Annotated in this window: 24 protein-coding genes and 1 tRNA gene; 16 read left to right on the plus strand and 9 right to left on the minus strand. The window is 64.0% G+C overall.

Features of this window, described 5'->3' with window-relative positions:
- Positions 1-58: 58 nt before the first annotated feature.
- The 3 genes from rpsA to aroA form a co-directional block, all read right to left on the minus strand.
- Positions 59-1,771: a 30S ribosomal protein S1 gene (gene rpsA, locus ATE70_RS01945; protein WP_058536263.1), complete on the minus strand. Its 1,713-nt coding sequence runs from the start codon at positions 1,769-1,771 to the stop codon at positions 59-61.
- Positions 1,772-2,047: 276 nt separating this feature from the next.
- Positions 2,048-2,677, minus strand: a complete 630-nt coding sequence (locus ATE70_RS01950) for a (d)CMP kinase (RefSeq protein WP_058536264.1) — start codon at positions 2,675-2,677, stop codon at positions 2,048-2,050.
- Positions 2,674-4,002: a 3-phosphoshikimate 1-carboxyvinyltransferase gene (gene aroA, locus ATE70_RS01955; protein WP_058536265.1), complete on the minus strand. Its 1,329-nt coding sequence runs from the start codon at positions 4,000-4,002 to the stop codon at positions 2,674-2,676. Before aroA ends, ATE70_RS01950 begins: the two co-directional genes overlap by 4 nt.
- 124 nt (positions 4,003-4,126) lie before the next feature.
- Here aroA and ATE70_RS01960 point away from each other — a divergent pair, with 124 nt between their 5' ends.
- A complete protein-coding gene (locus tag ATE70_RS01960; protein WP_056370418.1) occupies positions 4,127-4,450 on the plus strand; it encodes a TIGR02300 family protein in 324 nt (107 codons plus the stop codon).
- Positions 4,451-4,581: 131 nt separating this feature from the next.
- Positions 4,582-4,657: transfer RNA gene (locus ATE70_RS01965), tRNA-Ala, on the plus strand.
- Between the two features lie 9 nt (positions 4,658-4,666).
- Here the strand turns inward: ATE70_RS01965 and ATE70_RS24655 are convergent.
- Both ATE70_RS24655 and ATE70_RS24660 read right to left on the minus strand, forming a co-directional pair.
- Positions 4,667-4,948, minus strand: coding sequence for a hypothetical protein (locus tag ATE70_RS24655; protein ID WP_156419583.1), 282 nt, complete (start codon positions 4,946-4,948; stop codon positions 4,667-4,669).
- A gap of 447 nt (positions 4,949-5,395) precedes the next feature.
- A complete protein-coding gene (locus ATE70_RS24660) occupies positions 5,396-5,542 on the minus strand; it encodes a hypothetical protein (protein WP_156420153.1) in 147 nt (48 codons plus the stop codon).
- Between the two features lie 78 nt (positions 5,543-5,620).
- On the opposite strand from ATE70_RS24660, the gene ATE70_RS01975 reads away from it, so the two are divergent.
- From ATE70_RS01975 to ATE70_RS02015, 10 genes are all read left to right on the plus strand, one after another.
- Entirely contained in the window at positions 5,621-6,649 is a 1,029-nt protein-coding gene (locus tag ATE70_RS01975; RefSeq protein ID WP_058536267.1) for a M16 family metallopeptidase, read from the plus strand.
- A gap of 269 nt (positions 6,650-6,918) precedes the next feature.
- The gene (locus ATE70_RS01980) at positions 6,919-8,145 is read left to right on the plus strand and encodes a threonine ammonia-lyase (protein WP_231732553.1); all 1,227 of its coding nucleotides are present in this window, start codon (positions 6,919-6,921) and stop codon (positions 8,143-8,145) included.
- Positions 8,145-8,984 (plus strand): RNA polymerase sigma factor, encoded by an 840-nt coding sequence (locus tag ATE70_RS01985; protein ID WP_058536269.1) that lies wholly within the window; start codon positions 8,145-8,147, stop codon positions 8,982-8,984. Before ATE70_RS01980 ends, ATE70_RS01985 begins: the two co-directional genes overlap by 1 nt.
- A gap of 95 nt (positions 8,985-9,079) precedes the next feature.
- On the plus strand, positions 9,080-9,868 hold the full coding sequence (locus tag ATE70_RS01990) for a LuxR family transcriptional regulator (RefSeq protein ID WP_058536270.1): 789 nt from the start codon (positions 9,080-9,082) through the stop codon (positions 9,866-9,868).
- Positions 9,869-9,968: 100 nt separating this feature from the next.
- On the plus strand, positions 9,969-10,571 hold the full coding sequence (locus ATE70_RS01995) for an acyl-homoserine-lactone synthase (protein ID WP_058536510.1): 603 nt from the start codon (positions 9,969-9,971) through the stop codon (positions 10,569-10,571).
- On the plus strand, positions 10,568-11,452 hold the full coding sequence (locus ATE70_RS02000) for a phytanoyl-CoA dioxygenase family protein (protein ID WP_058536271.1): 885 nt from the start codon (positions 10,568-10,570) through the stop codon (positions 11,450-11,452). Before ATE70_RS01995 ends, ATE70_RS02000 begins: the two co-directional genes overlap by 4 nt.
- Positions 11,409-11,852 carry a transcriptional regulator domain-containing protein gene (locus tag ATE70_RS25795; protein ID WP_443028799.1) on the plus strand — a complete coding sequence of 148 codons (444 nt, stop codon included), beginning with the start codon at positions 11,409-11,411 and terminating at the stop codon, positions 11,850-11,852. The genes ATE70_RS02000 and ATE70_RS25795 overlap by 44 nt, the downstream gene beginning before the upstream one ends.
- On the plus strand, positions 11,821-12,243 hold the full coding sequence (locus ATE70_RS24035; protein ID WP_058536272.1) for a DNA -binding domain-containing protein: 423 nt from the start codon (positions 11,821-11,823) through the stop codon (positions 12,241-12,243). The genes ATE70_RS25795 and ATE70_RS24035 overlap by 32 nt, the downstream gene beginning before the upstream one ends.
- 68 nt (positions 12,244-12,311) lie before the next feature.
- Positions 12,312-12,872: a S26 family signal peptidase gene (locus tag ATE70_RS02010; protein WP_058536273.1), complete on the plus strand. Its 561-nt coding sequence runs from the start codon at positions 12,312-12,314 to the stop codon at positions 12,870-12,872.
- The gene (locus tag ATE70_RS02015) at positions 12,860-13,426 is read left to right on the plus strand and encodes a lytic transglycosylase domain-containing protein (protein ID WP_082639293.1); all 567 of its coding nucleotides are present in this window, start codon (positions 12,860-12,862) and stop codon (positions 13,424-13,426) included. Before ATE70_RS02010 ends, ATE70_RS02015 begins: the two co-directional genes overlap by 13 nt.
- Here ATE70_RS02015 and ATE70_RS02020 read toward each other — a convergent pair.
- Positions 13,423-14,571, minus strand: a complete 1,149-nt coding sequence (locus ATE70_RS02020) for a Fic family protein (RefSeq protein ID WP_231732860.1) — start codon at positions 14,569-14,571, stop codon at positions 13,423-13,425. The two genes, ATE70_RS02015 and ATE70_RS02020, sit on opposite strands and share 4 nt — an antisense overlap.
- Before the next feature lie 300 nt (positions 14,572-14,871).
- Between ATE70_RS02020 and ATE70_RS02025 the strand changes: the two genes are divergently transcribed.
- From ATE70_RS02025 to ATE70_RS02035, 3 genes are all read left to right on the plus strand, one after another.
- On the plus strand, positions 14,872-15,810 hold the full coding sequence (locus tag ATE70_RS02025) for a hypothetical protein (protein ID WP_197411353.1): 939 nt from the start codon (positions 14,872-14,874) through the stop codon (positions 15,808-15,810).
- 289 nt (positions 15,811-16,099) lie between these two features.
- Positions 16,100-17,158: a hypothetical protein gene (locus ATE70_RS02030; RefSeq protein ID WP_058536276.1), complete on the plus strand. Its 1,059-nt coding sequence runs from the start codon at positions 16,100-16,102 to the stop codon at positions 17,156-17,158.
- A gap of 221 nt (positions 17,159-17,379) precedes the next feature.
- On the plus strand, positions 17,380-18,567 hold the full coding sequence (locus tag ATE70_RS02035) for a hypothetical protein (protein ID WP_058536277.1): 1,188 nt from the start codon (positions 17,380-17,382) through the stop codon (positions 18,565-18,567).
- Positions 18,568-18,739: 172 nt separating this feature from the next.
- Here the strand turns inward: ATE70_RS02035 and ATE70_RS02040 are convergent, their stop codons facing one another.
- The 3 genes from ATE70_RS02040 to ATE70_RS02050 form a co-directional block, all read right to left on the minus strand.
- Complete coding sequence (locus ATE70_RS02040) at positions 18,740-21,166, minus strand: hypothetical protein (protein ID WP_058536278.1); 2,427 nt, start codon at positions 21,164-21,166, stop codon at positions 18,740-18,742.
- A 29-nt stretch (positions 21,167-21,195) separates the two neighbouring features.
- Positions 21,196-22,563 carry a hypothetical protein gene (locus ATE70_RS02045; protein ID WP_058540020.1) on the minus strand — a complete coding sequence of 456 codons (1,368 nt, stop codon included), beginning with the start codon at positions 22,561-22,563 and terminating at the stop codon, positions 21,196-21,198.
- A gap of 217 nt (positions 22,564-22,780) precedes the next feature.
- Positions 22,781-24,598 (minus strand): hypothetical protein, encoded by a 1,818-nt coding sequence (locus tag ATE70_RS02050; RefSeq protein ID WP_058536280.1) that lies wholly within the window; start codon positions 24,596-24,598, stop codon positions 22,781-22,783.
- A gap of 297 nt (positions 24,599-24,895) precedes the next feature.
- Between ATE70_RS02050 and ATE70_RS24665 the strand changes: the two genes are divergently transcribed.
- On the plus strand, positions 24,896-25,081 hold the full coding sequence (locus ATE70_RS24665; protein ID WP_156419733.1) for a hypothetical protein: 186 nt from the start codon (positions 24,896-24,898) through the stop codon (positions 25,079-25,081).
- Positions 25,082-25,181 lie beyond the last annotated feature (100 nt).

Below are 25,181 nucleotides of genomic sequence, written 5' to 3' on the forward strand. Positions count from 1 at the left end.
AGGCCCGCAGAGGGACACTCTGCGGGCCTTTGTTTCGCCTGTCGGCGGAAGGAGGAAATTAATCCTTCTTGCCGGCCTTCAGCGCCTCGCCGAGGATGTCGCCGAGCGACGCACCCGAGTCCGACGAGCCGTACTGCGCGACGGCTTCCTTCTCTTCGGCGATCTGCATCGCCTTGACCGAGAAGTTCGGCTTTTTCGAACGGTCGAAGCCGATGACCATCGCATCGAACTTCTGGCCGACCTGGTAACGTTCGGCGCGCTGTTCGTCGCGGTCGCGGCCAAGATCGGCGCGCTTGATGAAGCCGGTCGCGCCATCGTCGCCGGCCTGAACTTCGAGGCCGTTGTCGCGGACTTCGAGGACGGTGACGGTGATGACGTCGTTCTTCTTCACCGAACCGGCAGCGGCGACACCGCCACCAACGGCCGGAGCACCCTTTTCAAGCTGCTTGATGCCGAGGCTGATGCGTTCCTTCTCGACGTCGACGTCGAGAACCACGACCTGCACGGCCTCGCCCTTGCGGTGGAGGTGCAGCGCTTCTTCGCCCGAGATGCCCCATGCGATGTCCGACATGTGAACCATGCCGTCGACGTCGCCCGGCAGGCCGACGAACAGACCGAATTCGGTCGCGTTCTTGACTTCGCCTTCGACGACCGAGCCCACGGGGTGGGTTTCGGCGAACGCGCCCCAGGGGTTCGACTGAGCCTGCTTGAGACCCAGCGAGATGCGGCGCTTGTCGCTGTCGACTTCGAGGACGATGACGTCGACTTCCTGGCTCGTCGAAACGATCTTGCCCGGGTGGACGTTCTTCTTGACCCACGACATTTCGCTGACGTGGACCAGACCTTCGATGCCGGCTTCGAGTTCGACGAACGCACCATAGTCGGTGATGTTCGTGACCGTGCCCGACAGCTTGGCGCCGACGGGGTATTTGGCGGCGACGCCTTCCCACGGATCGCTTTCGAGCTGCTTCATGCCGAGGCTGATGCGCTGCGTGTCGCGATTGATGCGGATGATCTGGACGCGGACATTGTCACCGATGTTGATGACTTCGCTCGGGTGGTTGACGCGCTTGTAGCTCATGTCGGTGACATGGAGCAGGCCGTCGATGCCGCCGAGGTCGACGAACGCACCATAATCGGTGATGTTCTTGACGGCGCCTTCGATGATCTGACCTTCTTCCAGGTTCTGGATCAGGCCCGAGCGCTGTTCGGCGCGCGTTTCTTCGAGGATGGCGCGGCGCGACACGACGATGTTGCCGCGGCGGCGATCCATCTTGAGGATCTGGAAGGGCTGCGGCAGGTCCATGAGCGGGCCGACGTCGCGCACGGGGCGGATGTCGACCTGCGAACCGGGAAGGAACGCCACGGCGCCGCCGAGGTCGACGGTGAAGCCGCCCTTGACGCGGCCGAAGATGACGCCTTCGACGCGGGCTTCCTTGTTGAATTCTTCTTCCAGGCGGTCCCACGCGGCTTCGCGGCGAGCGCGGTCGCGCGACAGCATGGTTTCGCCATTGGCGTTTTCGACGCGGTCGACATAGACTTCGACTTCGTCACCGACATTGATGTCGGCCTTCTGGCCCGGCATCGCGAATTCGCGAAGGGGCACGCGGCCTTCGCTCTTCAGGCCGATGTCGATCACTGCCAGGTCGTTTTCAATCGCGGTCACGGTGCCCTTGACGACGCGGCCTTCAAAGCCGCCGTCGGCACCACCAAGCGATTCATCGAGCATCGCGGCGAAATCGTCGCGCGTCGGGAAAGCCGTAGTGGCCATATGTGTGTTTCCTTACTTCATTTGTTCCGGCCAAGCGGTTGGTTCCGCTGGTCTTAATGGCCGATCTGCCATGCCTGCCGGATGCAGGACACAGCATCCTTCGAACCGTTAGCGAGCAAGCCATGGGCAAAGCAAAATGGGCGCGACGGGTGCATCCCGTCACGCCCGACGCTCGGTTTCGAGCGGCGGTTTGACCATGCCTCGACCTGCCAAAAAGCCCGTCGGACGGCGCGCATATAGTCCGCAAAGCCTGTCAAGGCAAGGTCGAAAGGCCGGTCAGGCGCGGCGCTTGCGGCGCTCTTCGACGAACGCGATCGCGGCGGCGAGTGCGGCGTCCTTGGCCATGCCCGTGTTGTCGAGCAGCATGGCGTCTTCCGCCCGGAGGAGCGGCGCGTTGGTGCGGCCGGTGTCGCGCGCATCGCGGGCGTGAACGTCGGCGAGCACAGCATCGAAACCGACGTCGACGCCGCGCGCGAGCATCTCGGCATGACGGCGGCGTGCGCGTTCCTCGGGGCTGGCGGTGACGAACAGCTTGGCATCGGCGTGCGGCGCGATAACCGTACCGATGTCGCGCCCGTCGAGCACTGCACCGCCGGGCTGGTTGGCGAAATCGACCTGGCGCTGGAACAGCGCCTGACGCACGGCGGGATGGATCGACACACGGCTCGCGAGCCCGCCGGTGGTTTCATAACGCAGCGCCGGATCGTCCAGCAGGCTGCCCGGGAAGCTGCACGCGGCGAGCGCGTCGGCGGCGTTGTCGGCGTCGCCATGGTTGAGCTGCGTCTGGTAACCGACCGCGCGATAGAGCAGGCCGGTGTCGAGCACGGGCAGGCCGAAATGCGCGGCCAGCCCCTTGGCGATCGTGCCCTTGCCCGACGCGGTGGGCCCGTCGACCGCGATGATCATTGCTGCAAGCCCGCGAGCAGTTCCTCGAAATTGGGGAAGCTGGTCGCGACGGGGGCGATGTCGTCGATCGTCACCGGCGCCTTGCCGACGAGGCCGGCGACGGCGAAGCTCATGCAGATGCGGTGGTCGAGGTGGCCGGCGATGGTCGCGCCGCCGGGAAGCGGGTCGCCGCCGGTGCCGTCGATGATCAGGCCGTCTTCGGTTTCTTCGACGCGGGCGCCGATCGCCTGGAGGCCGGTGGCCATCACCGCGATGCGGTCGCTTTCCTTGACGCGCAGCTCATCGAGTCCGGTCGTGACGGTGCGGCCCTCGGCGAGCGCGGCGGCGACGAAGAGGATCGGGAACTCGTCGACCATGCTCGGCACGATGGCGGGGTCGACGGCGATGCCCTTGAGCGCGCTGTGGCGGACGCGGAGGTCGGCGACGGGTTCGCCGCCCACCTCGCGCGCATCGAGTAGCTCGATGCTGCCGCCCATCTGTTGCAGCACCTCGACCAGACCGGCGCGGGTCGGATTGAGGCCGACATTGGCGATGGTGACGTCCGACCCCGGAACGAGGAGCGCGGCGACGATGAAGAAGGCGGCCGACGAAGGGTCGCCGGGGACGGTGATCGTCTGCGGCTTCAGCTCGGCCTCGCCGCGGATGCGAATATGGCGGGTGCCGTCGGCGCCCAATTCGACGGTCAGGTCGGCACCGAAACCCTTGAGCATGCGTTCGCTATGGTCGCGGGTCGGGACGGGCTCGATCACTTCGGTAATACCCGGCGTGTTGAGACCTGCGAGCAGTACCGCGCTCTTCACCTGCGCCGAGGCCATCGGCAAGCGATAGGCGAGGGGGATGGCGGGCGCGAGGCCGCGCACCATCAGCGGCAGGCGGCCGCCGGGCGAGGCGCTGATGTCGGCGCCCATCAGCGACAGCGGATCGATGACGCGGCCCATCGGGCGGCCCGACAGGCTGGCATCGCCGATGAAGGTCGTGGTGATCGGGTGGCTTGCGACGAGGCCCATGAGCAGGCGCGTCGAGGTGCCGCTGTTGCCCATGTCGAGCGCTTCGCGTGGTTGCAGCAGTCCGCCGACGCCGACGCCGTGGATGCGCCATTCGCCGTCGTTCCGGCGCTCGATCGTCGCGCCCATCGCGCGCATCGCGGCGGCGGTGGCGAGCACGTCATGCCCTTCGAGCAGGCCGGTGACACGGCTTTCCCCGACGGCGAGCGCGGAGAGCATCAGCGAGCGGTGCGAGATGCTCTTGTCCCCCGGAATCGCGATCCTACCTTTGAGCGGAACGGAAGCGGAAAAGCTGCGCGGCGTGGCGGTTTGATCGGTCATGGCGTGCGGCTTTTGACAGCGGCCTTGCAATCTGGCAAGGCGCACGCCGATTTGACGGATAGCTATTCAACTTCCGTCGCTCTTCCGATATTTTTATCCTGTTCCAAAGGGTTACGAGGCATATATGATCAAGGCTGAATGGGGCACGAAGCGTAGCTGCCCGAAATGCGCAACCCGATTCTATGATTTGACCAAGGACGACCCGATCAACTGCATCAATTGCGGTTACAACTGGATTCCGGAATCGGTGCTGAAGTCGAAGCAGCCGATGCCGTTCGAACAGATCGAGAAGCCCGGCAAGGTCGTCAAGGAAGAAGGCGTCGACGAGGATCTGGATCTGGACGTCGATGTCGACGAAGACAGCGATTCGCCCGACAATGATGTCGACCTGGGCGGCGACGACGATCTGGGCGTCGCGACCGCGGACGACGACGACGTCGAAACCTGATAATTTTCGCGGGGGGCCAAAAAAGCATCGGATGATGCATTTGGCCCCTTGCATCGGTCGCCTGCACTGGTAAAGGCGGCCTCCCGATCGCAGCAGCCAAGAATATTGGCCGGGGCGATCCAGAATGGTACGGGGCCTTAGCTCAGCTGGGAGAGCGCCTGCATGGCATGCAGGAGGTCAGCGGTTCGATCCCGCTAGGCTCCACCATTTTCTTCACTAAATCGTTGAAATATAACGATAAAACTCATGGCAGGGAATGCTGCCCCACATTCTGCCCCACATTTCGATGTCAATTTTGCCACGGTAGAGGGCCATCTCGCCGTTGGGAATTTGCTCGCGTTTTGCGCCATCTGAGTCGAAACCTTCAGTTGAATCGGCCGCACGGCCGCATCTCTCGATAACTGGGTCTTTGTGATCCTCGCCAGGCGGCGCGAGAAGGCCGCAGTTGATCGGCCGCCAATCCTGTTTTGAAGACAGTAGCCGGCGGAGCTGTTGCATCCGCAGTCACGGCCGGCATTTGCCTTTCCCAGTGCGGGAAAGGCTCCCTCGCTCGTCTTAATGGCGAGAGGGAGACGTGCCATTTACAACGCCGAACCGCATAGCCCAATCTGGTTCGTCATTGTCGACCGCCTCGCGCGGCGCTTCGGGCAGCAGGTGCGGTTCACGCTTCAATGCGAAGGGTCGCACAGCATTTGCACCATCTGCGGCGACCAACCCATTGGCGACTTCCAGATCGTGGAGGCGGTGACGACACCGCGCGGCGTTCCGTCGCTCAGGCTTTGCACCGCCTGCCTCATCGCGCGCGAATGCGATGGCGAAATGTTGTTGCCGATGAATACCAAGCCCGAAAATGCTGCGGCGCGCGTTGCGCGAGCGGGCAGAGCCAGTTTCGTAGCTCTCTGGAAGAGGATTTATTTGCCAAAACGGTAGTGCACGCCGGCTCCGTTACGAAGTTTCGGTTCCCCACGACTGCTCGGTCGGTTCGCGATAAAGGTCCGGGTCAGCGAAATAGCGCGCCGCAATGCCGCCTGTCGTCCTTGCTTCGCCTTCCAGCCAGATTGGATATTCGTCGGGCGTGACGAGAGCGGGCATGGTTCGCTGCACCTTGAGGTCCGGGTCGGTCTGGACGACGAACAGAGCAGCATCTCGCTGTCGGCGCTCAAACCCACCTTGCGCGAAGCGCTCGCCATCTATGCCGACGTCGTCTTGAACCCGGCTTATCGGCCTGAGAATGTCGATCGCGTCAAGGCGCAGACGATCGCGGGCATCACCTCGGCCCGCCAGGACGGCGCCTCGGCAGCGGGACGCCTGTTCCCGATGCTGATGTACGGCAAGGACTCGCCTTATGGCCGGCTCCTGGAGGAGGCCGATGTCGCCAACCTGAAGCCGCTCGACCTCTCGATCTTCCACCGGCGCTGGGTGCGGCCGAACAATGCGACGCTCGTCGTCGCCGGCGATACGAGCCTTGCCGAGATCAAGCCACTTGTCGAGACGGTGTTCGCGTCTTGGCAGCAGGCGAAGGTTCCGGACCGGATCGTCCCCGAAACACCCGCTGCGGCGGCGACGATCGTCTATCTCGTCGACCGTCCGGGCGCGCCGCAGTCGGTCATTCGCGCCGCGTCAATCGCGCCCAAGCGCCTCGATGGCGACGAAATCGCGCGCGACCTCTTCAACACCGCGTTCGGCGGGGGCTTCACCTCGCGGCTCAACATGAAGCTCCGCGAAGAGAAAGGCTGGGCCTATGGTGCCTCGTCGGGCGTCTCGGGAGGGCGCGGCAGCCGGGTGTTCGCGGCGCAGGCCTCGGTGCAGACCGACAAGACCGCGGAATCGATGACCGAGATCGCCGGCCTCTTGAAAGACGCGCTCGGCGGCAAGCCGGTGTCGGCCGACGAGCTTGCGAAGGCCAAGGACAGCATGAGCCTCGGCCTCTCGAGCAGCTGGTCGAAATCGGGCGGCATCATGGGCGCGCTTCTCGACGAAGCGGGCGCGGAGCTCCCGCAGGGCTATTATCAGACCTATGCGCAGAAGATCGCCGCTGCGGATATTGCTGCGGTCAACGCGGCGGGCGCCGATATGCTGAAGGCGAAGCCGCTGACCTGGGTGATCGCCGGGGACCTCTCGAAGATCGAGGCGCCGATACGTGCGCTCGGGCTCGGTGAGGTGCGTGTCATCGACGCCGACGGCAAGCGGCTTCGCTAATGAATTACACCCGCGTGAAATTTTATTTCGTGTGGGTTGCGGTTTGCGTCGGCTCGCTCGTCTATGAGGTAGGCACCGTCATTTGTGCCTGCATCAGGAGACGGGCGCAGCCGCGCCCGCGCCAACCTCGCGCTCCTTTTTTGCGCAAAGGTGGTGGCTCCCTTCATCCTCGTTCGGGGTGATGGAGCGATGCGGCCAGTCGGCAAGCCCTTGGGGCGACCTGCTTTGCGCCGCTGTCTTCGATGCCTTTTGGGGGTTGGAGACAGATATTGCTGAACGAGCGCGTACCGACATTTGCGGATATCGAGGCGGCCGCGACGCGCATGGCGGGGCAGATCGCCCAGACGCCCTGTGCGGTGAGCCACACGCTCTCGCGCATCTGCGGCTGCGAGATTTTCCTGAAGTTCGAGAATCATCAGTTCACCGCGAGCTTCAAGGAGCGGGGGGCCTTGAACAAACTTCTGGGCTTGCTCCCGCGCGAGAAGGCGTCGGGCGTCGTCGCGATGTCGGCGGGCAATCATGCGCAGGGCGTCGCCTATCATGCCGCACGCCTCGGCATCCGCGCGACGATCGTCATGCCCGAAGGCACGCCTTTGACAAAGATCGCGCGGACGCGTGAGCATGGCGCGAAGGTTTTCGTTTCGGGCGCGAACCTCGTCGAATCCTATGAGGTCGCCGAAAAGCATTCGAAGAATTTCGGGCTGACGATGATCCATCCCTATGACGATGGCGAGGTCATCGCGGGGCAGGGGACGCTCGGCATCGAGATATGCCGGGCGGTCGAAGCGCTGGACGTGATCGTCGTTCCGGTCGGCGGCGGCGGGCTCGTCTCGGGGGTCGCGATCGCTGCCAAGGCGATCAATCCGCAGATCAAAGTGATCGGGGTCCAGTCTTCGGTCTATCCGTCGATGGCGCGCGCGATGGCGGGTGAAGAAGGCGTGCTGCCCGACGGGGTGACGATCGCCGAGGGCATCGCGGTCAAAGTTGCGGGTGCGCTCACGCGGCGGATCGTCGCCGAGTTCGTAGACGAAATCCTGGTCGTCGAGGAAGCCTCGATCGAGCGCGCGATTGCGCTGTTGCAGTCGGTCGAGAAGACCGTGTGCGAGGGCGCGGGCGCGGCGGGGCTCGCCGCGGTGCTCGAGCACAAGCTGCGTTTTGCCGGGATGCGGGTCGCGGTGCCCCTCACCGGCGGCAATATTGACGCACGCATCTTTGCCAATGTGATCCTGCGCGACCTCATCCGGTCGGGTGCTCTGATGCGGATCGACGTGCCGATATCGGACCAGCCGGGAGCGCTGGCGACATTGGCTACGCTGCTCGCGGGCGAGGGCGCGAACATCGTCGACGTCGCGCACGAACGGATGAGCCTTGCGCTCAATCCCAAGCGTGCGGCGCTCGATCTCGTCGTCGAGCTTCAGGACTCGGGCCATGGCACGCGCGTGATCGAGGCGCTGCGCAGTGCGGGGTTCGAAGCGTCGGCGCGCGCGATCGGCTGATGGCCGGCTGCGGCACCGATCTGCCGGTCAAGCGGGTTTCATCTCGCCTTGCGGATGCAGATGGCGGCAAGGTTGGTGGCGTTACTGCCGCATCGGCCTGGCCACGGCACGAGACGCGGCTGAGACAGCGCGCCGAATGGGTTGCCGCAATGTGCGTCCCGCATATCGGGGCCGTTAGCGACGCTCTGGAGCTGCGCTATCCTGAGTTGGACGATGTCGATGACATGATCGCCGAAGCGCTGCTACGCCTATTGGAGCGCGCCGACTTCGCGAAGATCCATCATCCTTGCGCTTATTTTATCCGGACGGCGCTGCGCCTCGCCTATGACTGGAGCCGGCGCGCCGCGATCGTCGCCATCGAACCGGTGGGCGAGATCGATGTGCTCGACAAATTCGCGTGCGGCCATGTTGCGCTGGAGTCTGCTCTGGAAGCCCGCGACCTCTGGGCGCGGGGAGACCGGGCGCTGGCGCGCCTGCCGGTGCGGGCGCGGCTCTGCTTCTATCACCATTATATCGAGGGCCATTCACAGGACGAGTGCGCTGCCCTGCTCGGGGTCAGCCGCAGTCTCGTCGAAAAACATCTTCACCGCGCGCGGTGCTGCCTCGTCGATGTCTATTCGTCTCTGCCCGACGAGGCCGGATGGAGTGGTCTTGCCTTTGCCGGTGGGAAACGCGGTGGCGATGCCGGCGACCCTTGCGCGGGTAGCCGATCGCGGAAGGGAGAGCGGGGCGAGGCGCGTATTGTCCTCGGCATTCGTCCTTTGAGGGGGACCGGTCCTGCTGGCCGGTTGGCGACGGCGCATCGTGGGGACGGGGCCGAGCTCGGCACAATATTGTAACCAGTCTTTCCGGATCGTCGGCGCTCGTTCGTTAAGTCTTTGTCGCGGCGCCGCTTTCCCCCCTCTCGTGCGCTGCGCCCGGAGAAACAGGGATAATGCTGGATCGCGATCCGCTCGAAGCGCTTTGCTTCGCGCACGAGTTCATCGAGGAAATCCAGAAAGCCACGTCGCTCGAGACGGTCGAGCGCCTGCTCGAAGCCGTCGCCCATTATATGGGCTTTCGTCATTATGCGATGATCCATCACGCCGATGCGCGGGACCGTGCACCCGGGCTCATTCATATGCAAAATTATCCCGATGGCTTTGCCGAACGCTATGTCGCCGAGCAGCTCCATCGCGACGATCCGGTCGTTCACGCCTGTCTCGCGTCGAGCGCTTGCTTCTGCTGGTCGGAAATCCCGCGCCTCATCAAGCTCAATCCGCGGCATTGCCGCTTCCTCGAAGCCGGGGCCCGCGCCGGCGTCGACAACGGCATCACCGTTCCCGCCTATGTCCTCGGCGAGCGCAGCGGCTCGTGCAATTTCAGTGGACCCCGCGCGCCGGCGTGCGTTCGCCGCTATGTCGGCGTCGCGCAGCTCATCGGCAGCTTCTCCTTCCAGGCCGCGCGGCGTATCCTGCTCAAGGGGCGGCTTCGCGATGTGCGTGCAGCGAGGCTTCGGCCGCGCCAGCGCGAATGCGTCGTCCTTGTCGGCCATGGCAAGACGAACAGCGAAATCGCCCAGATCCTCGGGATCGGCCTTGCCACGGTCAAAACCTATCTTCTGCAGGCCATGGGCATCTACGATGTGCTCACGCGAACCCAGCTCGTCGTCGCTGCGGTACTCGACGGCGAGGTCGGCATGCACGAGGTCAACCCAAGTCAATATCTCTATCTCGTGGACTGACGTTTGGGCTTTTTCCAGCCGTCAAGTCCACCGATCGGCTGAATTATGGGGCCGCCGAAATCCTGCTCTCCTGGTGCGCATCGCAACCACGGGAGCTTATATGATCCGCATAATCGAAGGCATCGGCCATGACGCCGACCAGCCGCTGCTCGAATCGATGTTCGAAGCGCGCAAGCGCCTCTTCATCGATCTCCTCGACTGGGATTTGAACATCGTCGACGAGCGCTTCGAGATCGATCGCTTCGACGACGCTTATGCGACCTACATCGTCGCGGCCGACGCACTCGGCGCGCATCGTGCTTCGCTGCGGCTGCTGCCGACGGTGCGACCGCATTTGCTGGGCTCGATGTTCGAGCGGCTCTGCCCGGACGGTGTGCCGGTGGGTGCCGATATTTTCGAGATCACGCGGCTGTGTTTGCCGGCGAGCGTGCTCGCGCCCGAGCGGCGGCGCCTGCGCAATGGGCTCATCCGCGTGATGGTCGATCATGCGCTGGCGCAAGGTATTCGGACCTTCACCGGCGTCGTGACCGCGCGCTTCCGCGAGCAGATATTGACGATGGGCTGGAACGCCGAAGCGCTCGGACCGGGGATCGACATGGGCGGCGGGAGGCTCGGCGCCTTTGCCATCCATATCGACGCGGGAACGCCGGCACAGCTCGAAGCGAACGATATCTGCGTGCTAGCCGACGGCGCTGCGGCATGAGCGGTCGATTCTCCCCCGACAGCGCGCCGGTGCGATTGGAGCGTGACGGCTATTGCGTCGTTCGCCATCTGATGCCCCCTGGCGTGATCGCGGGGATCGATGCGATGCTTGAGGGCGATTTTGCGGCGACGCCCTTTTGTGTCGGCGATTTCTTCGGGGAGCAGACGAAGCGGTTCGGGCGGTTGCTGACGCGCGCACCGGTGACGCAGGGTCTCGTGATGCACCCGGCGATCCTGCCGCTCGCCGAGGCGATGCTGCTGCCGGGCTGCGACCGGATCGCGCTCAATCTCACCCAGGCCATCGAAATCCATCCCGGCGCGCTCGCCCAAATCCCGCACCGCGATCATGATCTCTGGCCGGCGGTGAAGGGTGCGCAGCACTTTCAGCTGAATGTGATGTGGCCGCTTGTGCCGTTTACCATGGAAAATGGCGCGACACGGCTCTGGCCCGGCAGTCATGCGGTGCCACCCGAGGTCGAATATGCCGAGGAAGAGGCCGTGTTCGCGGAGTGCGGGCCGGGTGATGCCCTGCTCTGGCTCGGCGGCACGTTGCACGGCGCCGGGGCGAATGTCAGCGATGCTCCGCGGCGCGGAATCGTCGTCTCCTACTGCCTCGGCTGGTTGAAGCCCTTCGAACTGCAATGGCTGGTCTATCCGCCCGAGGCCGCGCGGGGTTTCGATCCCGATCTCGCGAGGCTCGTCGGCTATGCGCAGCACCGTCCCAATCTCGGCAATGTCGAGGGCCGCTGTCCATCCGAACTGCTCGTCGGCGATTTTCTGGGTCATGTCGCGGCGGTCGACGCGCTGCTGCCGTCGCAGGCCGAAGGGCTTGCGGCCTATGTCGCGGGTCAGCGTGAGGCAGGCGGCCGTGACGGCGATTGAAACCCGGCGCGTCCTGCCGCCGGGGAGTTGGCGCGATGTGCGCGCTTATGCCGGCCTTACCGGTTGCGGCGCGCGCGGCCTCGCCTGGGAATTGCTCCGCCGCGATCCTGCCTATGCCGAGGCGGCGCTGCGTGCGCCGGCGGCTAGGGATGATGATCGGGCGGCGCTGCCGTCAGCCGGCGCGGCCTTCGCCGCGCGGTGGGGGCTGCACTTTCGCCGAGGATCCGGGGTGCAGTGCGTCCGCCGCACGCCTCATATGGACGCGCGCCGCCGATCCCTTGGTTTTGAGCGCGCGACAATGGGGACGCCGGGTGCAGCGGGCGGCTTCCGCAATTCCCTCGCCGGTTCTGAGTGTCGCGGGCGTGGGTATGGTGCATATCGTCGTCGGCGACCCGCTTAGCGGTATACGCATCGATGTGGAGGATGACTTGGGCGGCTCGCTCGCGGCGCTCCGCTTCGAACTCGAGCTGACACCGGAGCTGCCGCTTCGGCTCACCGAGCTCGGGCGGCTCTGGCACTATTATGCGAGCGGGGTGCTTGCAGCTTCGGGGATGTCTCGCGGCATAGCGCGGCCGATCCTGCTGCTGCGCACGATCGATGCGCTTGCCGAAGGAGCCTCGCTTCGCGCGATCGGGGACGGGCTGGTGCGCGCGGGCGAGTGGCCGGGAGACGGCGAGTGGGCCAAGTCGCGCGCGCGGCGGCTCGTGGCAGGGGCACAGGCGATGTGGCGCGGCGGGCCGAGGGCGATCCTGGCCGGCGCTGCGGACCGAAGGGCTGAAGATTGCCGCTAGCGATGGCGTGAGGTGGTTGCGTAGGGCAGGCCCGTGGCAGACCTGCCGCGCGCGGATGTGGAGGCGATATGACGGCGGATGCGAATGACGGGCGGCGTGTGAATGCGATACGGGCGCGCGAATCGATCAAGCGCTCGCGCTGGACGCTGGTCGCGTTTGCCGTGATCCTGCTTGTCCTCGGAAGCCTCATCGCGCGGCCGCGGCCTCTGCTGTTATGGAATGTGAGCGCGAGTGCACCGGTGGGGCTCTATTTCGTGGGCAGTGCTGGTCGGCTTGCGCGCGGCGATATGGTCGCGGCGCGCGTTCCGTCGGGGCTGCGATTGTTTGCCGCGCGGCGACGCTACCTGCCGATGAATGTGCCATTGGTGAAGCGCGTCGCCGCTGTGTCGGGCGATATCGTCTGCGCTTCGGGCTCGGATGTGACCGTGAACGGTCGGCGGGTTGCGAGGCGTGTGGCTCATGACGGCCTCGGGCGGCCGATGCCCTGGTGGTCGGGCTGTGTCGAGCTTGTCGAGGGCGATGCGTTCCTGTTGATGACGGATAGCCCGGCGTCGTTCGACGGACGCTATTTCGGGGTGAGCCCGGCGGCCGATGTGATGGGCGAGGCGGTGCTGTTGTGGCGGCGCTGAGGCTGCTGCTTTGTCTTGTATGCCTGCTTGGCGGGAATTTCGCCGCGCGCGCCGATCCGGTCGCGCGTTGGCGGTCCTATGTCGAGGAAGCGTCGGCGCGGTTCGGCGTGCCAGTTGTGTGGATTGAGCGCGTGATACGCGCCGAGAGCGGCGGGCGGCTGTCGCTCGGCGGGCGGCCGATCGTCAGTTCGGCGGGCGCGATGGGGCTCATGCAACTAATGCCGGGGACTTGGGCGGACATGCGCGCGCGGCTCGGATTGGGGCACGATCCGCACGCGCCGCGCGACAATATATTGGCGGGCACGCTCTATCTGCGGCTGATGCACGATCGCTTCGGTTATCCCGGGCTGTTTGCAGCCTATAATGCGGGACCCGCCCGCTATGCGTCGGTGCTTTCTGGGCGGAGCCGCTTGCCCGCCGAGACACGGGCCTATCTGGCGCAGGTCGGCGGGCCGCGGGGCGACAGGCGCAGCGAACCGGCCGCGCCCGATGCCGTGCCGATGGTTGGCGGCCCTATTTTCCTGATCAAGCGTGCGGGTGGCAGCGAACCCTAGGCCTTTTCGGGGAAGAGACCGGGCATCCAGCGCGAAGCCAATGCAGCGGGAAAAGCCATCCGGAGCGGTGCGCGGCTGCTCTCGGAAACGACGACGCCAAGATCTAGCAGGCTGCTCGCGATGCGGCGCGCCTGACGATCCCCGGTTCCGACGACGGCATCGAGTTCGCTGCGTGGAAGCTCGCCGCGATAGAGGATCGCGTCGATAATCGCGCCCGCCTTGAGCGGCAGATTGCCGAGTGCGGCTTCTTCCTCAATCCATCGATGAATGCGGGTCCGCAGCCGGTTGGGATCGACGAGGCCCTGCATGAAGTCGACCTGGTCGATGCAAATCTGCAGGAAATATCCCGTGAAGGACGCCAGCTCCTCTTCGCTAAGCGCGCCGCGACCATCGAGATCATTTCGGCGGGGCAGGTCGCAGGCGGCGAGATGGCGCTTATAATCCTGCGCGGTACGCCCGAGGCCGCGAGCGACCGACCAGACGCCGCCGGTGTCGAGGGTCTCGAGCAGCATCGCGTGCGACATCAGCCGCGCAACGCGGCCGTTGCCGTCGAGAAAGGGATGGATCCAGACAAAGCGGTGATGCGCCGCCGCGACGGCGATGATCGCATCGCTGCGTCCAAGTCGCCGATAAGCCCATTCGAAATGTTCGAGAAAGCGAGGCACGGCGCCCGGGCTGATCGCAACATGCCGTCCGACCTGGACATCGCGGGTGCGCAGCGCGCCCGGCTCGACGCGCAGCCGTTCGCCGCCCGGCATCTCGGCCCAGAGCAGGCTTTCGGGCAGATGCTCGCAGAAGCGGGCATGGGTTTCGCGAAGTCCCTCGACAGTTTGGGCGCGCCCGGCAAGGCCGCCTGCGTCGATCCATTCCTGCACGGCGATATGCGCGCGCGCTTCGAGCTGGAGGTCGCGCTGCTCGGGATTGTCGCTGAAATCATTGTTGAGGGCCCGTTCGATATCGACCGGGTGCGTGTCATGTCCTTCGATAAGATTGCTGTAATAGCAGTTCATCGCCCGGACGAGATGGGCAAGGGCGGTCTGGATCTCGGGGGGCAGGCTGCTCCGAAAGGCAGCCGCCTTGGCAGCGAGATCGACCGACAGGTCGCGGAGAGGGGGCAGGCGCGGCGATCCCTCGCCGATTCGCATCGGCTGCATAATATCGATTGTTTCACTGCGATCCTGGTTCATGGATGTCCGCTTTAATGTCTATTGCTTAAGAAGGCAAAAATGGCTGTTTCTCGGGACTAAGAAGAGTATCCTCCTTGGGGATGGTCCGGAAGAATGTCCGGTTCGATGTCCGGTTGTGAAAAGCGATTTGGGATTGACACGGGACGACATTCGATGGCTGTCCTTAGGACAGCCATCGAATGTCGTCCGTCGTGATCTCGATTGACATATGTTCATCGGCTAGGCAAATGTCCTTAGGACATTTGCCTAGCCGATGAAGTGATGAAACCAGCAGCCGAGATATTGGTCCGTATGGCGCGCGATTCGGGCGTGTCCGTCATCAGCGAATTCGGGCTATATATATTGGCGCGAAAGCTCTTCGCCGACCGCGGCTATGCCGGCATTCCCATTCCGCCGCGCAATCGCAACCTCACATACCGCCGCGCGCGCAATCTTGTATCCGAAGCGACCTGCGATCCCGAATGGCAGGACGAAAGGAGGTTGCCTCGCGACGAAGATTTCTCCTCGACGCTCTTCACCGTTGCGCCTGCCGGCACCGTTTCGGTCATGCTCGCAGCCGATCCTTTCGCCTGCCTTTCGCACGGAAGCGCGCTTTCCTTTCACGGTCTTGCTCCGGAACCGCCGGAAGTTCATCTCGTCACACCCGAGCGGGCGCAATGGCAGCAACAGGCGAATGCAATAGTCGAAAGCGTCATGGGCTGGCCTTTTGAAGAGATCGAGGCCGATGAATTGCCTTTCCGTCCAACCCGCCCGGTGCCGCATCGGGACGTCCGCGGCCGCGTCGTGCATCGCCATGAGATGCGCCATCCGATCGTCATGGAGCAGCGCGGCGAATTGCGCGCGGCGGCTATCGGCGAAACCTTTCGCGATGCCTTGGACAAACCCGACTGGTGCGGCGGTATCGAGGCGGTCATCGATGTTTGGCGGCGCCACGCCCTCAAGCATCTCGATGCCATTATCGCGACCGTGAGCGCCAGCAGCGAAAAAATCTTGCGCGTTCGCGCCGGCTATCTCCTCGAGGAGGTTCTCGGCATCGACGATATCCGCATAACGGCATGGGCGGCGGACGCGCAGCGGGGCAGTTCGCGCAAGCTCGATTCGGCGGCGCCCTATGCGAGCCGCTTCTCGGCACGCTGGATGCTTTCGATCAATGTCGCGGATTCATCCTTGCCTTCGACCACCAAACCGGAGGCATGATGATGCTGGCGTGCCGATGGGCGATCGAGATTGGACGGAGCGCTTAGCTCCGCCGCCGCCAGTAGCATATCTGCGCTACTTCCCGGACCTTCAGCGCTGCCGCATGGTCCCATTTGATCCAAACCGGCATAGTCTCTCGCGCCTACATCTTCCCTATTTTCTGATAATGCGATATTAAAGCGCCGGTCAGTTGTAGGGGGTTGCTATGTTACGCCCAGTAATAAAAGGAATTTTACTCGCTGTCGGGCTCTCGGTATCGGCTCCCGTCTTCGCCGCCGATTGCGGTCTCTTGTTGAAGGACCTCAACCGGACCGTGTCGCTCGACGTCGACAGCCAGCTGAGCATCATCGATATCAACACCTTCGCCCAGTCATCGCAGTCGGCGTCCGATACGAGCGGCAGCTTCAGCATGCCGCTGCCCGCTGGCGATATCATCACCCAGGTGAAAGGCGACTTCTCGCGTAAGAAGAACAAGATGGCGGCGATCCAGAGATCGCGGACGCTGATGATCGATCGGTCCGAAATCCTGCAATATCGCCTCGTCGAGGGAGATCCGACCAAGGCAGCGCTCGCAAAAACTTGTCTGGACGGCAATTCGACCGAATTGTTCGACACGCTTAAAAAGGTGCCCAATACCGACGATCGTTTCCAGCTCGAGCTCAAATGGGTTCCGGCAGGCGGTGCGTCAAAGAGAGAAATCTATCTCACCGGTCCCATCATATTCAGCAACGCCGAGCCGCTCACCAACAGCTGCGATCCCGCAAAGTCGGACCTTCGCATCGTTGGAGGCCTCATCAACAACTGGAACTGGTGGTTCCGCAAACCGCTCGGAACCTGCGAAATTACGTTCAGGCGATTGAAGCGGTCACAGCCGATCATTATCGACGTCCCCAATGAACATAAGGCGCGGACGATCACGTATCCCGCCGAAATCGACTATCGGTGGGAACGGCGCAGCGTCCGTTGGGACGATACAGCAAAGAAATTCACCTTTGCCGGCAACGGTTTTTTGCAGTTCGAGCGGTCGCGGCGGGAAGAAGGCAGATATAATCCGCGCGTGCCGAAGCCGAATGCCGGGCTGCCCCGCCCGCTCGAATCCGCCGACGCGCTCATCATGCAGGATGAGATGCGCGAGCAGGGCTGGGTCCTCGACGACAATGCGGTCATGCCCGAGAAGCCGGCCGTCACCAACGGGCAGAATGGCGATTGCAAGATAGAGACGTTCACCGTCGAGCCTTACCGGATCAGATGGTCCGGAACAGGCCACCCGCATCGCGGCGACGTGCCATTGGTCTGCATGATCAAGGCGGAGATCCATGTCGTGAGACTGGTTCCCGTTACCTCATGACGGCGCGCCATCGCAGCATCATGGAGAAAGGAACTGCGACCGCCGCCAGTCTCTGAAGAGACGGGCTGCGGCAAAATTCGGCAATCGCTTCGCCTGCCTAAAGATTGGCTGCTGGCCGGCCAGCTTTTGCATCCATATCGGGCGCTTGTCTTGCGGACCGTCTGCCGGCGCGATAGCCAGCGTTAGAAGGCCGGCTCGCCGGTGGGGGGAAGGGCATCAACATGAAATCGACATGCATATTCGCTGCGGGTTGCGCGGCATTCGCGCTCGTACCGGGCACCTCGGCGCAGACGCTCGCCGATCAGAAGACCTCGGCCGAAATCGCCAAGATCCAGATCGAGACCGAAAAGGCGAAGGTCGATATGGAGAAGGCGCGGATCGAGGCCGACAATGCCTTGTTCAACGTGCTGCGCGGCGCCTCGGGCGGTTCGGCGAGCGTGTCGGGCGGCGAGAAAACAGCCGAGGGCGTGCTGCTCTCGAAAGCCGCGCTCGCAGGCGCCTCGACCCGCATCGTCGACGCGCTCCGCGACGCCGGCTATCCGGCGGCGACGACGACCAAGCCCGTGATCGTCTGGGGCAGCACTCCGCCGTCGGTCGCACAATATATTCTGTTCAAGGAAGAGCGCGCGAAACGTCTTGCCGAGCTGGAGGCCGCGAACGCCGCCTGGGCCGACACCAAGTCGACAAAGATGGCATTCCTTCCCGCGGCGGCGGCGATCGCGACGCTTGTCGCCACCGCCATTCCGCTTTTCAAGACCGATACGACTCTCGCAGGCGGAACGGTCAGTTTCGACGAGCATGACGCGCGCGCGGGTGTCGCGGCGGCGCTCGCCGAAGCCAAATATGGGGCTTACGCCTCGCTCGGGGTCGCCGATGGCGCCGCGCTCGCCGATGCGCTGCTCGCCCCGCTCGCCAGCGAGCTAAAGAGCGCGCAGTCGGCCTATGACACCGAATATCTCCCTTTCTATGCCGGTCGCGCCACGAAGACGGCGCAAGCGAAGAAGATCAAGGCTGCCGGCGACAAGCTCAAGGCTGCGATCGACGCGTACAAGACGCTGCGTGACACGCTTCTCGTCGACAGCGGCGGGACCATTGCCGCGAGCATGATCGACCGGCAGCGCCAGCTTTACACATCGCCCGCCGATCATCCGATCATCTATCTGCTCAATGTCGATGCCGCCTACACCGCGACCACGAAGAAAGGTCTCTTCACCGGCCTGGGCGGCAAGATCCCGGCCTATGGATCGGTGTCGACGATCATCGACTATGCGATCGTAGGCTCCCAGGGTGAGAAACGCGGGACCGCGGCCTGCACAATCGCCAACAAGCCGATGAAGGACGCGATCCTCCTCCAGCCCGCGACCTTTGTCTCGGGGGCCGTGTCGCTTTGCACCGCGCTCCCGTCCTGAACTCCGCAGCGGATTCCGCGCTGAATCAATCCGGCGCTCGTAGCGCCGACGAGCAGTGCGAGTTCATCGACCCGCTGCGCCAACTTGTCGTCGAGGCTCTGCCCGTCTGCGGGAGGCGAGATATTGCGGATCCGGCGCAATGCGGGCGTACCATGGAGGGTGGGCGGAGCGTTTAGCGCCGGCGCCGCCGCCAGTAGCGCATCCGCGCGACCTCCTCGTCGGAGAAACCGAGACAGGCCTGCTGGCTCGCATCCGCGAACGTCCTGAAATCGAAGATGTGGCGGTGATTGGCCATGATCTCGGCGCGCCGGCCGCCGGCATCCTGCCATATCCGGCTGAGCGGCCCCTCGCCGAACAGCTCGATGCCGGTGAGGACGATGACCGGGGAGGGGATTTTCTTGCGCCATCCCCATGCCGCAAGCTTGCGCAGCCGGTCCGTTTCCTCCGCCGAGAGTTCGTCCTTGAGCGTCGCCGCGACGAGATAGGCGCCGGGAAGTGCGGCGCCGAGCGCTTTCAAGCGCGCGATGTCCTTGGACTTGAACACATCGCTCCCGAGGCTCTTGCACTCGCCGACGAAGGTGTCCGGGTCGCGCTGCGCATGGCGGATGCCGTCGCTGCCGTGCCAGGCGAAAAAGTCGGTCTCGAGCTTCGCGTCGCCGGTGTCGAGATCGAGCCCCGTCGCATAGGTGAAGTCGCTCATCGAGCGGATTTCGTTGCGCAGAAAATGGAGCGTAAGCGCCACGCTATAGGCGCCCTCGGCATAATGTGGTGTCGCAAAGGGGCCGACGACGCGATATTTCCAGATTTCGCGCCGAAGCGGCTTGCCTTGCGGATAGGCGAAGCTCTTGAGGCAGCGGCTGCACGCGATCACCGCAGCGATGTCGTCGAGACTGTACCAATTTTCCTTGCCGCAGTGGGTGCAGGCGGCGGTTAGTCCCAGCTTCAGCACGCCGGCCTCGACATAGCTGTCGAGCGTCTTCCAGCCGGCCCGGCCACCTTTGCAAACCTGATTGAGAGCAGCCGTCCATTTGGCGACGCTCGCCGTGCGATCCTGATATTCGTCGCTCGACCCGTCGGGCCAGTCGCGGCGGCTGCGCGCCATCTTGTCGAGCAGCTCGACGACGACGCGCTCGCCCAGGAGTTGAACCCGGCTCAGCCCGCCGACCGCCTCGATTACCTGCGATGCGATCCGCCCGGCCTCGGACGGTGTCGCCGCGATCTTTTCAGTCTTGAGCCAGGCAATGATCGCCTCCTCGCGCTTCGGCAGGTCGGCATAGCCTTCGTCCGAAGCATAATGGTGAAAGGTCACATGGCCTTCGCGCGTGAAATATTGGTCGCCGGGCGCGTGGCTCGGATAGCCGAAGCGCCCGCCGAGCGCCGCCGACGGCAGGGCGACAGCGAGCGTATCGGAGCCATATTGACGGATCCGCAGCGCATTGACCCAGCTTGGCCCGTTGCCGCGCTGATGTGCATCGAAATCGGGTGCCTGAACCGGAAAGCGGATCGCCGCGCGCCCGCCGTCGCTCGGCGTCAGCTGCACGTCGCGCGACTTGACCGAGAGGATCGTCCGGTTCGGGGGAAGGCCCTGTCTCTCGTCGGATTGCGTCCAGATCGCCTCATACCAGCGCGTGAGGCCGACGCTGTCCTGCGGAAGTCCGGCCTCGCCGAGCCGGAGCTGCTTCACGACCTGCTCGAGGTCGAGCGAGCGGCCGACATGGATCGTCGTGTCGATCATGATGCCGTTCGGATTGGTGGGGAGCGGGCGATAGCTGGCGCGAACGAAGCGGAGGATGAGGTCGCGCGATTGCTCGATCCAGTTGGCGTTAACCGGGACGACGTCGGGCTTGCCGATGCGAAAGTTCCAGAAGTCGATCGCGTCGTGCGGGCTGAGCGGATCGAAGATGAAGATCGCGGGATCTCGCCGCCGGTCGAAACGCGTCTCAATGTCCCGGATGGTGAATTGCAGCGGACAATCGGCGCGGCGCGTCATGATGTCGAGCCAGGTCCCGGCGCCCGGCTCGGCCTCCTCGGCGGCGAGGGCGCCGCGGTAGATCGAGCGCAAATAGGCGAGGTCGCGGCGCTTCGGAAATTGTCCGAACGCGGTTTCGAAAAAGGCGGCGGCTTCGGGCGTTCCGCCAGCGAAATCGAATACCGGCGGCGCATGGCGTCGCTCGAACTGGAACTCGGTGCGATAGAAATGATCGTAGAGATGCGCCATGCTCACGCCGAGGTCGAGATCGGCCGCGAGCCCGATGTCCTTGCGGACGAGCGAGGCGAAGCTGCGGTAACGTTTCTGGTCCCGGTAGATGCTCGTATCGAGACCCATCGCCGCTGCTTGGCCCGCGGCGGTCTCGACGAAGATGTCGGGCTCGAAGAAGCGAAGAATGCCGCGGCCGATCGCGCGGCCGCTGGCGCCGCGCGCCTCTTCCCGCCAGATGCGCGGGACGCGCTGCATCGCGGGAATCATCGGGCACATCATCCCGCCCCACATGCAGGTCGCGAGCCGCATCACGCGCGACAGCATCGCGCGATTGCCCGGATCGACGAGAAAGCCGACGCGGAGCGGGCGGAGATTTATCTGGGCGGTGATCGGCTCCAAATCGGTCCTCTAGGGCGGGGCGGTTCGGTTCATCCCGTCCGCTGCAGGGCTTCCTGTTCGACCTGGTCGCGCAGCGCCTCGGTGCTGACCGACGCAGGCTCGCGCTTCTCGCCGGCGATCTTGCCGGGCCTTGCCTGCCACGCCGCAAGATAGAAAGCGACATTGTCGTAGAAATGCGCCGCCGCATTCAGCAATTCGGCCACGAAGTTGCGCGGCTGCGCGAAGCGCGCGCCAAGCTCGCGGACGAGTAATATGTCGAACGCATGCGGCGCCATGTCGGGGCGGTCGCGCGACGCGAGCGCGGGATCGTCGCGGAGCGCCGCCAGCGTATATTGCGTCGCGGGCGAACTTCCCGGCCAGGCCAGGCGGATATGGAGCTCATTCGGATCGGCGTCGGCGAGCTGGTTCAAAAGCCAGCGCAGGCGCGCCTTCGTCGATTGCCGGTCGCCGGGCGCCTTCAGCCGCATCTGGAAGGCGAGCACGCGTTTCTGGAGGTCGGCGCTGACCTGCACTTTCGCCGCGGCGTCGGGGACGATGATGTCGCTCTTGAGGCAGGCGGTGCCCGAGAGGTCGGCTAGCGCCCCCTTCTGCCGCTTGACGGGGTCATGCGTCTCGCCCGCCGCCATCGCGACCTTCACATGATCGCCGATCTGGCGGCTGAGCATACTCGTCATCCGGTCGAGCGCCTGGTGCCAGCCGCCGACGACCTCCTGGCATTTCGGATCGCGGACGCCGATGCGGCCGCCCGCCGCGACCGTCGAGCAGAGATCGGACCAAGCCGTCGGGAGCTGATCGAACTCCTTCACGCCCGAGCTGTGATGGAGGAGGAAGCGCTGGAGCTCGGAAAGCAGGATCAGCTGTTCGCGGTCCTCTACCTCATCCTGATCGCGCAGCAATTGCGCCTGGGTGATGACATGGCCCCACGACCAGTGGAACAGGTCGACCTTGCGCGTCAGCGCCGGGCTGATGCTGAGCGGATGATGCGTCGGTAGCGGCGTGAACTGGTTCGAAAGCGTGATAACCGCGTCGATACCGTTCGCCTTGGCGAGATTGAGATAGGATTCGATCTGCTCGTTCGTGAGGACTGCGTTGCCGACCTTCGCTTCGACGAGCGCGGTCCAGACATTCTTGCCCGTCTTAACGATGATCAGCCCGTCGGGCCGGTCCTTCTTGTCGCCGGGCGACTTTTTGAACTCGACCTCGGTGAAGGTGTCGATCTTGCCGCGCGCCCCGATGCGGACGCCGAGCCCGCCAAGCAACGTCCGGCCGAAGGCCGAGACATTTTCGAGGCAGGCGAGGAAAATGGAAAGTGTCCGGCCCTCTTTCGAATTCTCGGACAGCACGGGAAACAATCGCGATGCCTCGCCTTTGCAAAGCATGTCAGGCAATTCTGTCATAAGCCCCTCCCCGAGAGCGAGTTTGCATGGCTCGCTAAAAAAGCGCAACTTTATTGGCGCTTCGCTTCCTTTCCGGACCTATTGGAGGGCGTTGCCATCTGAAAGCTTCAGTGTGGGACGGCTTCCGCCGACGGCGAGCCTCAAGATCTGGCCGTACCCCTTCTGCGAGTGCTTCGCGTCCATCTTTACCATGCCAGCCGGCTCATCGACCCGTCTCTCAGCCGGCCCGGATCGGCGTCTGGCTGATATAATACCATTCGGAAGAATTGGTGGTTTGGCGTCCATCGATCGTGTGGTCGACCACCTGCTCGGTTCCCAGCGTCAGCAAAATGGCCTGATGCCCCGGAGGAAGAACGATCTCGCGCGTCGTACCGCGGCCGTCGCGGATGAGCCCGACGCTATGGGATTTGCGGTCGGTAAACTGATGATTGCTGCGCTGGACGAGCCCGTTGCTCGTCAGCGTGATGACGGTGCTGCCCGGATCGTCGGCGAGCGAACCCGCATAGCGCGCCGGCCAGCGATTGGCGAGCTGCGGGCCGTCCATCAGCAAGGCGAAGATGAGGTTGGGCGCGACCGATCGCATGATGTCGTGGCAGGGATCGCTACGCGCCAAATCTTCGCAGATGAGGCTCGCGAAGACGGCATCGCGCCGGAACTGGAAGAAGTTGATCTCGCGCGATTCGATGCAGTGATTTTCCCACCAGGGGATCGACGGCATCAGCGCGGACGCGAGGCCATAGCTCGCGATCTGGTCCTTGTTGAGCTTCCAGCGATGATGTTTGCGCTGGCTGAAAACGCGGATCAGGCGGCTCTTGCCGGCGTCCGCGGGAAGGAGATTATTCTCGCGGATACCGGTCAGGACGAAGTTGCCGACTTCCTTGTCGCAATTGTTCGACGAACCCGCGACCATGAACTGAAGACGCGGCAGCAGGCTCTTGTCGTCGCGGCTGATCGCCTCGAACAGTGCCTTGAAGATGGGATAGGTGAGCGCCATTTCGGGAAAGACGATCGCATCGATATTGTCGGTGTCCTTCAGCGCCTCGCCGATGATCGCCGTGATCCGGCCGTAAAATTCGTCCCAGAGGGCGCCGCTCGCCTGCGTCGGCAGCCAGTCCTGCCGGATATCGAAGCTGCCCCATCCCTCGTGCCGCGTCGGATGGAAAGCCGAGGCGTTGATCTCCCAGGGCATCGGTATGAGCAGGATGTTGAGCGACCGCCGCAAATCGGCGGTGTCTGCATTCTGGACAAGTTGCTGCCAGTTGCAGCGCACCACGCCGACCGGGCCGGTGAGCGCGAGGTTGCGCGACAGGTTTCGCACCGAGCAGCCGATCTGCGCGACGCGTCCTTTGGGCTGCACGCAGACGACGTGGCGGTCGGCAAAACCGCATAGCGTCACCACATCCTTTTCGGCGCGGATCATATGGGCGCCTCTCTTTTCTTCCTCGCGCCGGCGGATGTCGCGGATGCGCGCGTCGAAGAGGCGAAGATCGGGGACGTTGTTCACGGGGGCATCCGGCGAGCCGGGGGCATAGAAATGGCCGATGCCCTCGCACGCCTCGTCGGCGATCACGAGCAGCATGAAGAGCGCGCGCCACCAGGCCGGGCTGCTCTGCATCTTCTCCGACGCTGCCGCCTTGTGATCCTTCTGGACTTTCTTGACCCGGATGCAATCGCCCGCCGCGGCGACGATATCCTTCCAGAGCGTCTCGACAAGTTTCGGCGGTTCGGGAAATTTCTCGGGCGCCTCGCGCCATGCGCGGCTCGCCTCGTGGCAGGTGGCGCGATCTTCGCTCGTCAGCACGACGCGCAGCGGCTCGTTGCCGAGATAGCCGGTCTTGGCCGCCGGATTGGGGTCATAATAGCCCATCAGGCCGTTGAGCTGGATCAGATAAGCGCAAAATGCGAAAATGTCGGCCGCGAAAGGAGGATGTTCACTCCAATCCGGATCATCTTCACGGCCTAGTCTTGTTCCTTCAGGAAAAACGATCCGCAGGACGTCGCCAACCTTGGTACTGTAGAAATCATTCCCAGCCATTATTTATGATTCTCCCCCAATTGCTCTTATGCCGATCATGACGCACGGTGCAACGGCTTCGCGATTTCTGCTTGTCGCACGCGGCTTTTGCTCCTAGGCCTGCCTGCCAAGGGTTCCGGATGGGGGCGAGTCTTGGCGATAGCTGGAAAATGCGACTGATGCGGCGGGGGGTGATCGGCCTGCGTCGGACGGCAGTCGTGACGGCTTGCGCATCCTTATCCCGGATCTTAGATAGTTGGTAACGAGAGGGCGCTAGCTAAGGCTGGCGCCTTATCCTTTGTGCAGGAGTCCTTGAGAATGTCAGCGATGTATTCACCGGGAATCGTCGACCTGATCGATCAGCGCTGGGACGGCTACGGCTATGGCCGTGACGACGTCGTGGAGATGGTCGCGCGTATCGCGCGTCCGTCGGCGCGCAAGGACGAAGCGCTGAGCGAAGACGATCGCCAGTCGGCCGAGGCGCTGCTCGCCGCCTGCGATTGATTTTGCGCGGCACCGCGCGCTGACGACAATCTGAACCGCTTTGCGCGCCCGATCGGACAGATCGGGCGCGTTTGCTTTTACATGACTGCTGTGGTGCAGA

Origin of the sequence: Sphingopyxis sp. H053 (assembly GCF_001468225.1) — a bacterium.
Classification (GTDB): Bacteria; Pseudomonadota; Alphaproteobacteria; order Sphingomonadales; family Sphingomonadaceae; genus Sphingopyxis.

Bases quoted from the DNA above. Each gene is read 5' to 3' on its own strand.
- rpsA (WP_058536263.1), bottom strand. From the start codon at position 1,771: ATGGCCACTACGGCTTTCCCGACGCGCGACGATTTCGCCGCGATGCTC.
- ATE70_RS01950 (WP_058536264.1), bottom strand. From the start codon at position 2,677: ATGATCATCGCGGTCGACGGGCCCACCGCGTCGGGCAAGGGCACGATC.
- aroA (WP_058536265.1), bottom strand. From the start codon at position 4,002: ATGACCGATCAAACCGCCACGCCGCGCAGCTTTTCCGCTTCCGTTCCG.
- ATE70_RS01960 (WP_056370418.1), top strand. From the start codon at position 4,127: ATGATCAAGGCTGAATGGGGCACGAAGCGTAGCTGCCCGAAATGCGCA.
- ATE70_RS24655 (WP_156419583.1), bottom strand. From the start codon at position 4,948: ATGCAACAGCTCCGCCGGCTACTGTCTTCAAAACAGGATTGGCGGCCG.
- ATE70_RS24660 (WP_156420153.1), bottom strand. From the start codon at position 5,542: ATGCCCGCTCTCGTCACGCCCGACGAATATCCAATCTGGCTGGAAGGC.
- ATE70_RS01985 (WP_058536269.1), top strand. From the start codon at position 8,145: ATGGCCGGCTGCGGCACCGATCTGCCGGTCAAGCGGGTTTCATCTCGC.
- ATE70_RS01990 (WP_058536270.1), top strand. From the start codon at position 9,080: ATGCTGGATCGCGATCCGCTCGAAGCGCTTTGCTTCGCGCACGAGTTC.
- ATE70_RS01995 (WP_058536510.1), top strand. From the start codon at position 9,969: ATGATCCGCATAATCGAAGGCATCGGCCATGACGCCGACCAGCCGCTG.
- ATE70_RS02000 (WP_058536271.1), top strand. From the start codon at position 10,568: ATGAGCGGTCGATTCTCCCCCGACAGCGCGCCGGTGCGATTGGAGCGT.
- ATE70_RS25795 (WP_443028799.1), top strand. From the start codon at position 11,409: ATGTCGCGGGTCAGCGTGAGGCAGGCGGCCGTGACGGCGATTGAAACC.
- ATE70_RS24035 (WP_058536272.1), top strand. From the start codon at position 11,821: ATGGTGCATATCGTCGTCGGCGACCCGCTTAGCGGTATACGCATCGAT.
- ATE70_RS02010 (WP_058536273.1), top strand. From the start codon at position 12,312: ATGACGGCGGATGCGAATGACGGGCGGCGTGTGAATGCGATACGGGCG.
- ATE70_RS02020 (WP_231732860.1), bottom strand. From the start codon at position 14,571: ATGCGAATCGGCGAGGGATCGCCGCGCCTGCCCCCTCTCCGCGACCTG.
- ATE70_RS02035 (WP_058536277.1), top strand. From the start codon at position 17,380: ATGAAATCGACATGCATATTCGCTGCGGGTTGCGCGGCATTCGCGCTC.
- ATE70_RS02045 (WP_058540020.1), bottom strand. From the start codon at position 22,563: ATGACAGAATTGCCTGACATGCTTTGCAAAGGCGAGGCATCGCGATTG.
- ATE70_RS02050 (WP_058536280.1), bottom strand. From the start codon at position 24,598: ATGGCTGGGAATGATTTCTACAGTACCAAGGTTGGCGACGTCCTGCGG.
- ATE70_RS24665 (WP_156419733.1), top strand. From the start codon at position 24,896: ATGTCAGCGATGTATTCACCGGGAATCGTCGACCTGATCGATCAGCGC.